Here is a 12,907-nt window from a genome sequence, read left to right on the forward strand (position 1 = left end):
ACAAAATTTAATGCAACAAGAACATTACAAAATTGCCATTCTGTCGCGAAATAAGAGTCTCTATTCCACCAAACGACTCATTGAAACGATTGAGAATAAGGGACACGAAGCCATCGTATTAGACCATTTGAAATGTGATATTGTAATTGAGCAGGATAAGCCATCTATTTACTATAAAGGGGAGAGAATCAAAGGGATTGACGCCGTAATTCCAAGAATTGGTGCTTCAGTAACATTTTATGGTGCGGCTGTTGTTCGCCAATTTGAAATGATGAATATTCCCACTGCTGTTGAATCTCAGGCTCTGGTACGATCCAGAGATAAGTTAAGAAGTCTTCAAATTTTAGCCCGGGCAAACGTGGGTATGCCTAAAACGGTATTTACTAACTATAGTAAAGAGGTGAAGAAAATTATTGACAGTGTGGGTGGAGCTCCCCTGATCGTTAAATTATTGGAAGGCACGCAGGGTTATGGAGTAGTTTTAGCCCCAACAAAAAAAGCTGCAGAATCCATTATTGAAGCCTTCCACAGTATGAAAGCCCGGGTCATTGTACAGGAATTTATTGAAGAAGCAAAAGGCGCCGATATCAGAGCATTTGTAATTGATAATAAAGTGGTTGGTGCTATGAAAAGGCAAGGAAAAGAGGGGGAATTCAGATCAAATCTTCATCAAGGCGGTACCGGAGAGTTGATTAAACTAACCAAAGAAGAACGTCAGGTTGCATTAACCGCTGCAAAAGCGATGGGTTTATCTGTAGCCGGAGTTGATATGTTACAATCCGAACGCGGTCCACTGGTTCTGGAAGTTAATTCATCGCCGGGTTTGGAAGGAATTGAAAAAACAACCAATAAAGATATCGCATCTGAACTCATCAACTATGTGTCTAAACTGATTGAATCAACCAAGTTAAGAAAGAAAAAGAAGTTCAAATCTAATGCCTGACTACATAGAAATTAATGGAGAGAAAGTAGCAAGGGGAGAGGATAAACTTATTAATCTCTCTATAGCCAGGCTCCCTACGTATACAAGTATTGATTTGCCGGTGCGTGTCATCAGAGGGAAGGAAAAAGGCCCTGTACTATTGGTTTCAGGTGGTTTGCACGGTGATGAAATCAATGGAATTGAGATTATTCGCAGAATGCTTTCAAAAAATCTGCTTAAACCTATTCAGGGTTCGGTAATTGCAGTTCCCTTGATGAACGTATACGGATTTATTCAAAATGTGCGGGGTGTTCCGGATGGTAAAGATATCAATCGCAGTTTTCCGGGTTCAAAAGGAGGATCTTTAGCCAATTTAGTTGCCTATAAGATCATGAATGAAATCATTCCTAAAATTGACTACGGAATTGATTTCCATACCGGAGGCGCCAGCAGATCCAATTACCCGCAAATCCGGTGTGCTTTTGATGTATCTGATAATATTGAACTTGCTAAAGCGTTTTCGCCTCCGGTTATTTTGCATTCTAAACTGATTGAAAAATCTTTTAGAAAAGCAGCCCATAAAAAAGGAAAACAGATTTTAGTATTTGAAACCGGTGAATCACTTCGAATTGACGAAGCCGGAATAAATGAGGCGATAAACGGTACATTGAGATTGATGAAATATTTAAAAATGATAGATCAATCGCCTGAACCTCAAGAATCAGAAATTTATGAGAAATCCATTTGGGTTCGGGCTCGGATTGCCGGACTTTTTCATCCAAAAATAAAATTGGGTGATCCTGTCTCAAAGAGGCAATTAATTGGCCGGATTACGGATCCATACGGAAATGAGACCGTCAAAATAGTTAGCACACATGACGGTAGAGTTATCGGGTTAAATTATAATCCGGTAGTTCACAAAGGAGATGCAATTTTACATATCGCAAACAGAACTTAAGTATGAAATCAGATTTATTGTTTTACGTCGTATCTGCTCGAAAATGGCCTTCATTAACGATTGAAGGTCACTTTGTGCCGGAAGAATTAAAGGAAAAGGGAAAAATATCTTTAGTTGAACCTCAACAGGTTAACACATATTTAAATGAACATTTTTCGGGAAGAAAAAACCTATTTCTTTTGATCATTGATATTACAAGAATGGAAAAGAGACCCAAAAAACAAGATGGCCACTTCATTCTTGAACATTCCATACCGGTTGATGCCATTTTGGATAAAATTCGGTTGGACAGTAGTAAAGAAGGGTTCTTCGATATTCAAATCGAGCAAAATTAGCTTCTAAGGCTCTTAAAATCTTTTTAGCCGATACCGTTTACCTTAGAAATTGATTTTGTCAGCGTTTCAAAAGAGATCGGCTTAATGAGGTAGTCAATGTAACCAAACGAATTTGCTCGCTCTTGAAATTTGAAGTCAGAGTTACCGGTTATATAGATTACCGGTATATCCAGTTCTTTTTTAACAGATTCAACAACCTGGATACCATCAATATCGTCTTTCAGCTGAATATCCATTAAAAGAAGGTCAGGGGTTGATGTTATAATTTCTTTGGTTGCTTCAGAACCATTGATAGCCGTTCCGCTGACATGATGTCCCAGTCGTTCTACCATTTTCTTTAACATTAGCTGTAAGACTCGATCGTCTTCAACAATAAAGATTTCCATATTGACAGTTCGATAGTATTTGATAGCCGTACGTTGTGTTTCAAATGTAAAGAAAAAATGAGATATGAGTGTATTAAATATATTATAAGTCGTATAATATATATTATGTAAAGTTAAGAAAGTGTAAACATAAGTATGAATATCTAATTACTCCATAAGATTATCTACATACCTCCCACTATCATAAAAGACTGCCTATTTCCAGTCAGTCATTCAACTAAAATAATTTCAGATCAGCTTAACGCCTTTTGAATAGATTTAAAGTCTGGAAGTTTACCGGAATCATCCAAGACTTCCACATATTCAATTTCATGTTGATCATTAACAATAAATGAAGCGCGTTTGGATACTCCTTTCATTCCAAAATAATCTTCATAGATTGCTCCAAACTGTTTAGATACTTCTTTATTGAAATCGCTTAGAAGTGTAAAATTTAAGTTATTCGCTTTCTTAAACTCTCTAAGAGTAAAAAAGCTATCAACACTAATACCAACTACTGTTGTACTTAATGAATTATAAAATTTCATGTTGTCGCGAGTTTGACACAATTCTTCTGTGCATGTACTCGAAAAAGCTAATGGAAAAAACAGGATTAACACTTTACTTCCTTTTGCCAAATCTTTCAATTCAACGTTATCACCCTTTGTATCCTGCAATGTAAAATTAGATACCTTATCGCCTTTATTTAATTTCATACCTGTTTACAGCCTCATTATTATTATAAAATTTGGTCATGGAGTAGCTTATCAAAGCGATGGCCACTGCTACTAATGACTGCCATAACCAAGATCCTATCGGAATAGATCCGTCAAACCAATAAATTGCAGCACCTGACAGAAATAGAATGAATGAAATGGAAGTTGTCGCAATTATTCGACTGTGTTCAAGATGACTGATAATCAGTAGCAACAGAGTCAATAAACCGGCAAGTTGTAACAGTTGTCCTACTAAGTTTAGTATTGATTCATTACCTATTATTAATGGGTATAGTACTACAATTAAAACTGGAATAAATGCAATCGGGTACGGATATCTGGCAAATTCAGGCTTTAACTTTCGAATAGTTAAAAGAAGAAATGTCAATACCAATGAAAATATTGAGAGATATAATACTTCAGTAACGATGGATGATATGTTGCTACTATAGTCTAAGAACTGGTTAAGTTGAAAAATAACAATACATAGAAGGGTAAATAATCCGACATTTTTTACATCACGGTGTTTTCCATCAAACGCTGTAAAGATGTAGGCTGCTCCAAGTGCGGATGTTAAAATGATTAGTAATTCACTCCACACAATAATTCTCAGTTAGATTGTCGATTCTTTGCTTTAGCGTTAATCTCTTTTTGAGCTAACTTTTCATTTTGGTAAATCAAAATAAGATCAGCGATTTCTTTAAGGTGAGCTCTCTCCTCTCTAACCATCCCCTGGACAAAGTCATATAAGCTAATAACACGTCCTGATTTACTTTTTACACCTCTCTCCCAATCTATAAGCGGTATTTTTTTTAATACATTTAGAAGTGCTGCACGATGTTTTACAATTTTCCGTAATGCCTTTTGCACATCTTTTTCATCATCAGCATCCAGTTCAAACGTATCTTTATAATCTTCGAAATGTGAAAGATCTATGAGTCTGTTTTCGGAAAATATTTGCTCAATGATCGGCCTGTAATAATTTATTTGAGCATGATCAATGAGTTTCAGCGTTGAATAAATTGACCTTCCTTCAGGTGGATCTTCGGAGTATGGAACCCTATCAATTACATATTGAAGAGCTTCAGCTTCATCTCCCAGATAACTGACATCATCAATTAACTGTTCATACTGTTCCTGAGTAACTTCTTGATCCGTCATCATAAGCCGGGGTTACACAGACCAATTTTTTGAAGCTTCGGTAGCATCATTTTTCTTTTGCTGTTCAAGCATATCCACTAAAGATAGTCCGGTATTCCAATCGGTATCTCTGTCTCTCACTGAATGAATATTGTTTTCTTCCTGAAAATCCCAGAATTGTCCAAATTGTTGGTTTTTGTAATTTCTTAAAAATTCAAGGCGATCTTCTAAATCTTCTTTAGCTACCATCAGCCTTTCTTTATCGTAAATTGCATCTTCTCGGGATTCGAAAACGATATCATAGTCCTTACTCATTACAATAGCTTCTTCAGGACAAACTTCTTCACAATATCCGCAATAGATACATCGCAACATGTTGATTTCAAAGAAATCAGGATATCGCTCTTTTGGATCGTCAGAATCTTCGTTTGCCTGCATACTGATAGCAAGCGGCGGACAAGCACGTGCACAGAGCCCACAAGCAACACAACGCTCTTTACCGTTATCTTCAACCAATACAGGTCGACCACGGAATGATGCCGGCGGATCCCATTTCTCTTCAGGATAATTCATTGTGAATGTAGGCGCAAACATCTGCTTAAAAGAGTATTTCAATCCTTTTAAGATCTCCGGTATGTAGAGTTTTTCTGAAAATGAGAGCTTCCTTTCGCGTTGAAAATCTTTGCTTAAAGGATTTGCTGCCGGTTTATCAAGATTTTTCTGCATGCTTATGCACTTTTAAGTATTTCTGATACATATTTCGATCTGAAAATAAGCCTTTGAACTATTGAGTTCAAAAGATTATTAGGTAAATATAAGAGTTATTTTTGACGAAATACCATCGTAATCGGTACTCCCTCAAAACCATATTCTTCTCTCAATTTACTTTCAATAAAACGTCTATAGTTCGGCGGTAATTCCTGAGGATTGTTCATAAAAAATTTAAACACAGGTGGATTACTCTTAACCTGAACTGCATATTGAATTTTAAGCTTTCTTCCGCGTTTTACCGGCAAAGCTCTCTCCTTCAGTAAGGCTTCAATAAAGTTGTTCAGTTGTGGCGTTGAGATCTCTTTTTTCCGCTCCTGTATTACTTTCTCAGCTGTGGAAATTACCTTCTCAATCCGTTGTCCGGTCAATGCTGAAATTGAAATGATGGGCACATACTTCATTGTGGGGACTTTGCTATAGATATAAGTATGAAACTCTTTGAGTAAATTCGTGTCCTTTTCCGGAACAATATCCCATTTATTCAAAGCTATAACGATTCCTTTATTGAAGTTTTCTGCTTCACGTAGAATTCTTTTATCCTGGTCGTCAAATCCCTGATTTGCATCCAGCATCAATACAACAACATCTGCTTCTTTGATTGCCCTGTTGGTTCGTACGGTGCTGTAAAATTCAATATTCTCTTTTACTTTAGCCTTTTTCCGTAAACCGGCAGTATCAACGATGATATAATTCTTTCCTTCGTACTCGAGATGACTGTTAATCGAATCGCGTGTTGTTCCGGGGATATCCGTAACCAGACAGCGATCACTTTTCAGAAGTGAGTTCATCAAGCTGCTTTTACCTACATTAGGACGGCCTACGAAAGCAATCTTGGGATATTTGGGTTCATTAGATTCAGGTTCTTCAGGCGGAAGTTTTTCAACTACTTTATCGAGAAGGTCACCGGTTCCTGTACCGCTAATTGCAGAAACAGGATAAATTTCATCAAACCCAAGACTGTAAAACTCCACAGCTTCCATGGTTTTTTGCTCGTTATCTGCTTTATTGACTACAAGAAAAACAGGTTTTTCCTGCTTTCGAAGCATGTTTGCCACCGATTGGTCCAGTGAACTGATTCCGCTTTCTGTATCTACCACAAAAAGAATTACATCCGATTCATCCATAGCCAGATGTACCTGTTCTCTGATACCGGCTGTAATGACATCCTCCTCGTTTGGAAGGTAGCCACCGGTGTCTACAACTGTGAAATTCCGTCCATTCCAAAAACTCTCACCATAGTGGCGATCTCTGGTTACACCGTATTCATCGTGAACAATTGCTTTTCTTCTTCCGATCAGGCGGTTAAATAGTGTAGATTTTCCTACATTGGGTCGGCCAACGATTGATACTGTTGGATTCATATTCTTTATTAATTGTTTATTTTAACAGATCGAAAGTTAATGATTTTTATTGTAAGCTAATGCTTGAAACTTTATACAATTATTTTGGTTTTGTCGGGTCACTCTTAGTCTCATTTCTGGCTTTTATGTTTTTCGTTTTCTGGATGGCCGGAGTTGCAGGAATCTGTTCGGTTAACAGATCTACACACAGACAGTTTATCTTTTTCTCACTGGCCATTTTCGTTCCTGTCTATCCGGTACTATGGCTGATCGCCGATATGATCAAACAAAGAAAGCAGCTTAAAAAGCTTTAATTCTCGAGCCTATCTTTTTTATCCTCGATCTGAGACTGTTGTGAGGCTTCGTTATCCTCAACAAGTAACCAGGGCTCAATCAATTCGTCGGATAACTCATCTATAAAACGAGAAGGATTGGAAAAATAATCACCATATCGACTTTGAAAAAGTGCCGGATATGTAATGAAAAGCTGCTCTTTAGCACGTGTTACGGCTACGTAAAGCAACCTCACTTCCTCATCAAGCTGATCCTCATCGTCCAATGCATAACCCGATGGTAAAATTCCATCCAGGCACTGAATAAGAAATACTGTTCGCCACTCTAATCCTTTGGCTGAGTGAATTGTGCTTAAAATCAATGGGCTTTCATCCTTCTGTGAAGCTTCCGTTTCAATTGCTGTTGCTTCAATTGGATCCAACGCGATCTCCTCTACCATGGTTTCGAGTGATCGGTATGTTCCTGAGATATCAACAAAGGTCTCCAGGTCCTTCATCCGTTTGGGATGATCATCGAACCGCTTTTTACAAAATACTGAGTAGTAATCTACAACAGCCTGCAGCTGTTCGGGTACAGATCCTTTTAGTTGTTTTAATTTTGAAAAGAGATCGCCTAAAGCTTTTAATTGAGTTAAATACCGTTCACTAATGTTGGGAGCATTTTCCGGTCTAAAAGGATTTCCGTTTTGATGAGCCCACGAAAAAAGATCTTCTGCTGTTTTAGGACCTATTCCATCAATTAACAGTAATATCCGATTCCAGGAAATTGCATCCTTTGGATTGAGCAAAACCCGAAGATGTGCCAAGACATCTTTTACATGGGCGGCTTCCGTAAATTTTTGCCCCCCATATTTTATATAAGGAATATCCTTTTTGTTCAGCATAACTTCCAGATCAAAAGAATCGCGTCCATTTCTGAATAGTACTGCAATGTCGCTGAGCTCAGATCCCTGCTCCCGGAGATTAAGAATCATCTGGGTTAAAAAGCGGCTTTGATCGTTCATATTCGCCGCTTTCACTAATCCCGGAAGGTCACCTTGTTCATTATTGGTGTAAAGCTTTTTATCAAACTTTTCCTGTGCTTCTTCTAATACTCTGTTGGCAACATCAAGGATTCGCTGGGTTGAACGATAGTTTTCTTCCAGTTTTATGATTTTGGTATTTTCAAAAAGTTCAGGGAAACGCATCATATTTTTATGATCTGCACCCCGAAAAGAGTAAATACTCTGGGCATCATCTCCTACCGCCATCACATTCTTATGATAGCTGCTTAGCAACCGTGTTAGTTCGGCTTGAAGTGCATTAGTATCTTGATACTCATCCACCAGAACATGCCGATTCTTTGATGCAACCTGTGTTCTTATTTCATCATTATTAAGAAGCAGATCCCGGGTTTTTACAAGCAGGTCATCAAAGTCCATTACATAGTTTAACTCTTTGTAGTCCTGATATTTAGAATTTAACTCATCAATTTTTTCTAAGTGTGAAATAAACTGCGGATATTCATCTTCAATCGTCTGCCTAATAGATCGTTGTTTATTAATAGAACTGCTAATAATTGAGTACAGAGTTAACTTCTTTGGAAATCGTTTTTGCTCTTTAGGGATGTCCATCCGGCTTCGCACCAAATGAATAGCATCCATTGCATCTGATGCATCAATGATTGTAAAATTTTCCGGGTAGCCGATACTTTCTGCATTCAGGTGTAGTAATTTGCTGCAGTAGTGATGAAAAGTTCCTCCCTCTACCCTTTGGCAGCGCTCATCCAATATCTGACTGGCCCTGCGCAACATTTCATGAGCTGAACGACGAGTAAAAGTCAGGAGCAAAATCTGGGATGGATCAACACCACTTTCTACCAAACGAGCAACCCGATAGACAAGTGTTCGTGTTTTTCCCGTACCTGCACCTGCAACCAAAAGTACCGGACCCCGATCGTGCATTACCGCAGAGTATTGAGCCTCATTGAGCAGCTCTTCATATTCAATACTGTAGTCGGAAGGATTTAGATCATCCCTGGAGAGTACAAACTTTTTCATGGCCGTAAACTATTAAATTTGGCCGTATGTAAAAAACATGTTTAGTGAAATCAGCCTAATCGCGCACCGTTCTGAATATTTTTATCAGGCACGGCAAGGACCACACTTCCATCTTCTCTGTAAAAACCCGTGATCAAACATTCCGACATGATTGGACCGATCTGTTTGGGCGGAAAATTAACCACCGCAATAACCTGTTTTCCAATCAGATCATTCTTTGAATAGAGATCTGTGATTTGAGCACTCGACTTCTTGATACCGATCTCCGGGCCAAAATCGACCCGAAGCTGATAGGAAGGTTTGTGAGCTTCTGGAAAATCATCCGCTTCCAGTATTGTCCCTACCCGAAATACCACATTTTCAAACTGCTCCCAGGTTATCGTCTTCAAAACAGGTCAGTTGGGTTTAACAACAAGGTTAATAATTCTGCCAGGTACAAAGATCTCTTTTACTATGGTTGATCCATCCAGATATTTTTGAACTTTCTCCTGCTGCTTGGCCAGGCCAATCACAAACTCTTTATCCTTGGCTTTATCAGCCGGAACCTGTATCTGCTCTCTAACTTTTCCATTGATCTGTACCGGATACTCAATGGTATCGCTCTTAAGGTATTCCTCTTTGAGAACAGGCCAGTCTTCATAAGCGAGGCTTTCATCATGCCCCATTTTACTCCACAATTCTTCTGCCACGTGAGGTGCAAATGGAGAAAGCAACAAAATATAATCTTCAGCAATCTCTCTGGGTAAGGAATCCCATTGATTCGCCTCATTCACAAAAATCATCAAAGCGGAAATAGCCGTATTGAAACGCATATTCTCCACATCTTCTGTGACTTTTTTTATCGCTTCGTGCAGTACTTTAAGCTGGTCCTTATTGGGCTCAGTGTCGTTCACATTCAACTTTTCTTCTTCGCCATCCCCAAGGAAAAGTCTCCATGATCTGTTTAAAAATCGATTTACACCTTCAACCCCTTTGGTACTCCAGGGTTTCACTTGTTCAAGCGGCCCCATAAACATCTCATAAAGGCGGAGGGAATCGGCTCCATACTCATCCACCACATCATCGGGATTAATAACGTTACCGCGTGATTTCGACATTTTATGAGCACGGGCTTCTACTGTGATCTCGGTACCTTTCATAACAAATCGGTCGCCCTTCTTCTCAACATCAGACTCAGACAATGGAACACGCTGAACATCATTGAGTTCTTCAGCTTCATCTGCCGATATGGTTTTTCCATCTTTTTCAAATACCGTGTATTCCATTTCACCGAGAATCATCCCCTGGTGTACCAGTTTTTGAAACGGTTCTTTGGTGCTTACCACTCCACAATCATAGAGTACTTTGTGCCAGAAACGTGCATAAAGCAGATGAAGCACAGAGTGCTCGGCACCGCCTACATAGAGATCAACCGGCATCCAATACTTCTCCTCATCGGCTTCTACCGGGCCCCCGTCAAAATCCGGACTGATGTACCTGAGGTAGTACCAGCAAGACCCGGCCCACTGCGGCATGGTATTCGTTTCGCGAAGTGCTTCTTTTCCCGTTTCAGGGTCTGTGGTTTTCACCCAGTCTTCAGCTCGTGCTAGTGGAGGTTCACCTGATTTTGTCGGTTGAAAATCATCTACTTCGGGCAAGGTTACCGGAAGTTCTGATTCGGGAACCGGTTTGGGGTCTCCATCAACATGAATAATTGGGAATGGTTCACCCCAGTAACGCTGACGTGAGAACAGCCAATCGCGAAGTTTAAAGTTCACACTCTTTTTCCCAACCCCATTTTTCTCCAGCCAGTCCGTGATTTTCTCTTTTGCTTCAGCAATTTCAAGGTCGTTCAAAAAGTCACTATTTATGGCCGGACCTTCACCCGTGTATGCTTTTCCGTCAAAATCCTCAGGAGGTTGAACGGTTCGGACGATTGGAAGATCAAATTTTTCAGCAAACTCCCAATCTCTCTCATCTTGAGCAGGAACAGCCATAATTGCTCCTGTTCCGTAATGGGCCAAAACATAGTCGGCAACCCAAATTGGAATCTCTTTTCCGTTGACCGGATTAATGGCATAGGCTCCGGTGAAAACACCGGTTTTGTTTTTCACTTCCTGGCGTTCGAGGTCAGATTTATTAGCCGCTTCATCAACGTACTTCTCTATTTCTTCTCGCTGATCATCAGTTGTTATTTTATTAACCAAATGATGTTCGGGAGCAAGAACCATGTATGTTGCACCAAATATCGTATCCGGTCGAGTTGTGAACACTCGAATTTTGTCATCATACTCTTTCACTTGAAAATCAAGTTCTGCCCCTATTGACTTGCCAATCCAGTTCCGCTGCATTTCTTTGGTTGAATCCGGCCACTCAAGGTCATCCAGATCTTCCAAAAGACGCTCGGCGTACTCTGTGATCTTCAATACCCATTGCCGCATCGGTTTTCGAATTACCGGAAACCCGCCTACTTCACTTTTACCGTCAATCACTTCTTCATTGGCAAGTACGGTTCCAAGCTCCGGACACCAATTAACCGGTACTTCATCTTCATATGCCAGCCCTTTATTGTAAAGCTGCAGAAAGATCCATTGCGTCCATTTATAATAGTCAGGGTCAGTGGTGTTCACTTCGCGATCCCAATCATACGAAAAGCCAAGCATTTGAAGCTGCTCTCTAAACCGGTTGATATTCTTCTCGGTAGTATCTCGCGGATGTGTACCGGTTTTAACTGCATACTGCTCAGCAGGCAAGCCAAAAGCGTCCCATCCAATCGGGTGTAACACATTGAACCCCTTCATTCTCTTGTATCGAGCTAAAATATCTGTAGCAGTATAACCTTCCGGGTGACCAACGTGCAATCCGGAACCGCTTGGATAGGGAAACATATCCAGGATATAATATTTTGGCTTGTCTTGATTTTCCGGTGTTTTGAATGTTTTATTTTCCAGCCAATATTTTTGCCAGCGGGTCTCAACTTTTGAAGGATCGTACGAACTCATTAATTCTGTATGATTACGTTAATTTGATCAGTGAAATGGATTTATCAATAGCTAACAAAGATAAAGAAATAATAGGTCAGGGTCATCTCAATCTCTGTAGGAATGTAGAAGTGATTTTACTTAAAACGCTTTAGCAAATCTTTATACGAATCGATTCTGCGATCTCTGAAAAATGGCCATGTTTGACGCTGCTTTTCTATAGAAGACAGGTCAAGATGAACAGACAAAATCTCTTCATTCTCACCGGCCTGAGCAAGGATCTGTCCAAATGGTCCGGCTACAAATGAGTTGCCCCAGAATTTTGTGCCGGATTCCACTCCAACCCTATTGATTCCGGCAACAAAACAACCGTTAGCAATGGCATGACTTCGTTGAATCGTCAGCCATGCATCCATAAACTCACGTTTCTCAGTATCACTCTCTTCAGGAAGTGTTCCAATTGCGGTTGGATAGACCAAAATTTCTGCACCTTCTAAAGCAGCAAGGCGAGCAGCTTCAGGAAACCATTGATCCCAGCAAATCAGGGCCCCGATTTTACCGGCCGAAGTGTCAAACACTTTGTACCCTTTATCACCGGGTGTGAAATAATACTTTTCATAAAAGCCCGGGTCATCAGGAATATGCATTTTCCGGTACGTTCCTAAAATGGTTCCGTCCTTTTCAAATACAACCATGGTGTTGAAATAAACTCCGGCCGCCTTCCTTTCGAACATTGGAAGTAAAAGAACGATCTCAAGCTCAGCAGCTAAACGGCTAAACCGTTCGGTAATAGGTCCCGGAATAGGCTCCGCCCAGTTGAAATATTTCTGATCTATCTCACGACAAAAATATGTAGTGGAAAATAGCTCCTGCAGAGCAATGACGTCTGCCCCGTTCGAAGCTGATTTCCTGATTAATGATTCGGCTTTATTGAGATTCTCTTCGAGGTCAGTCGTACAGCTATTTTGTATTGCAGAAAATTTCACAATGATCAGAAATGATTTAAAAATTTGCCGGATATCTGTTTAAAAATGAATGTAAGGAAATTGATTGTAATACCCATTTAAG

Annotated in this window: 14 protein-coding genes; 4 read left to right on the plus strand and 10 right to left on the minus strand. The window is 39.7% G+C overall.

Annotated features, from left to right (window positions below; translation table 11 throughout):
• Positions 1-10: 10 nt before the first annotated feature.
• Genes rimK through CWD77_RS03475 form a run of 3 tightly spaced genes read left to right on the plus strand, consistent with a single transcriptional unit; the run spans position 11 to position 2,215 of the window.
• Positions 11-943 (plus strand): 30S ribosomal protein S6--L-glutamate ligase, encoded by a 933-nt coding sequence (gene rimK / locus CWD77_RS03465; protein ID WP_101071827.1) that lies wholly within the window; start codon positions 11-13, stop codon positions 941-943.
• On the plus strand, positions 936-1,880 hold the full coding sequence (locus CWD77_RS03470) for a succinylglutamate desuccinylase/aspartoacylase family protein (RefSeq protein WP_101071828.1): 945 nt from the start codon (positions 936-938) through the stop codon (positions 1,878-1,880). Before rimK ends, CWD77_RS03470 begins: the two co-directional genes overlap by 8 nt.
• 2 nt (positions 1,881-1,882) lie before the next feature.
• Complete coding sequence (locus CWD77_RS03475; RefSeq protein WP_101071829.1) at positions 1,883-2,215, plus strand: DUF952 domain-containing protein; 333 nt, start codon at positions 1,883-1,885, stop codon at positions 2,213-2,215.
• Between the two features lie 23 nt (positions 2,216-2,238).
• Here CWD77_RS03475 and CWD77_RS03480 read toward each other — a convergent pair whose 3' ends face one another.
• From CWD77_RS03480 to der, 6 genes are all read right to left on the minus strand, one after another.
• On the minus strand, positions 2,239-2,601 hold the full coding sequence (locus CWD77_RS03480) for a response regulator (protein ID WP_101071830.1): 363 nt from the start codon (positions 2,599-2,601) through the stop codon (positions 2,239-2,241).
• Between the two features lie 233 nt (positions 2,602-2,834).
• A complete protein-coding gene (locus tag CWD77_RS03485) occupies positions 2,835-3,296 on the minus strand; it encodes a redoxin domain-containing protein (RefSeq protein ID WP_101071831.1) in 462 nt (153 codons plus the stop codon).
• Positions 3,283-3,897 carry a hypothetical protein gene (locus CWD77_RS03490; protein ID WP_101071832.1) on the minus strand — a complete coding sequence of 205 codons (615 nt, stop codon included), beginning with the start codon at positions 3,895-3,897 and terminating at the stop codon, positions 3,283-3,285. The genes CWD77_RS03485 and CWD77_RS03490 overlap by 14 nt, the downstream gene beginning before the upstream one ends.
• An 8-nt stretch (positions 3,898-3,905) precedes the next feature.
• Complete coding sequence (locus tag CWD77_RS03495; RefSeq protein ID WP_240596627.1) at positions 3,906-4,460, minus strand: hypothetical protein; 555 nt, start codon at positions 4,458-4,460, stop codon at positions 3,906-3,908.
• 9 nt (positions 4,461-4,469) lie between these two features.
• Positions 4,470-5,162: a NuoI/complex I 23 kDa subunit family protein gene (locus CWD77_RS03500; RefSeq protein ID WP_101071834.1), complete on the minus strand. Its 693-nt coding sequence runs from the start codon at positions 5,160-5,162 to the stop codon at positions 4,470-4,472.
• A 95-nt stretch (positions 5,163-5,257) separates the two neighbouring features.
• Entirely contained in the window at positions 5,258-6,568 is a 1,311-nt protein-coding gene (gene der, locus CWD77_RS03505) for a ribosome biogenesis GTPase Der (protein WP_101071835.1), read from the minus strand.
• Between the two features lie 59 nt (positions 6,569-6,627).
• On the opposite strand from der, the gene CWD77_RS03510 reads away from it, so the two are divergent.
• Positions 6,628-6,861 (plus strand): hypothetical protein, encoded by a 234-nt coding sequence (locus tag CWD77_RS03510; protein WP_101071836.1) that lies wholly within the window; start codon positions 6,628-6,630, stop codon positions 6,859-6,861.
• Here the strand turns inward: CWD77_RS03510 and CWD77_RS03515 are convergent.
• The 4 genes from CWD77_RS03515 to CWD77_RS03530 all read right to left on the minus strand — a co-directional run bounded on the left by CWD77_RS03515 (position 6,858) and on the right by CWD77_RS03530 (position 12,834).
• Positions 6,858-8,879 carry an ATP-dependent helicase gene (locus CWD77_RS03515; RefSeq protein ID WP_101071837.1) on the minus strand — a complete coding sequence of 674 codons (2,022 nt, stop codon included), beginning with the start codon at positions 8,877-8,879 and terminating at the stop codon, positions 6,858-6,860. The two genes, CWD77_RS03510 and CWD77_RS03515, sit on opposite strands and share 4 nt — an antisense overlap.
• Positions 8,880-8,929: 50 nt before the next feature.
• On the minus strand, positions 8,930-9,268 hold the full coding sequence (locus CWD77_RS03520; protein WP_101071838.1) for a tRNA-binding protein: 339 nt from the start codon (positions 9,266-9,268) through the stop codon (positions 8,930-8,932).
• 6 nt (positions 9,269-9,274) lie between these two features.
• The gene (gene leuS, locus CWD77_RS03525) at positions 9,275-11,860 is read right to left on the minus strand and encodes a leucine--tRNA ligase (RefSeq protein ID WP_101071839.1); all 2,586 of its coding nucleotides are present in this window, start codon (positions 11,858-11,860) and stop codon (positions 9,275-9,277) included.
• A gap of 116 nt (positions 11,861-11,976) precedes the next feature.
• Positions 11,977-12,834 (minus strand): carbon-nitrogen hydrolase, encoded by an 858-nt coding sequence (locus tag CWD77_RS03530; protein WP_101071840.1) that lies wholly within the window; start codon positions 12,832-12,834, stop codon positions 11,977-11,979.
• Positions 12,835-12,907 lie beyond the last annotated feature (73 nt).

It is taken from the genome of Rhodohalobacter barkolensis, from assembly GCF_002834295.1.
Classification (GTDB): domain Bacteria; phylum Bacteroidota; class Rhodothermia; order Balneolales; family Balneolaceae; genus Rhodohalobacter; species Rhodohalobacter barkolensis.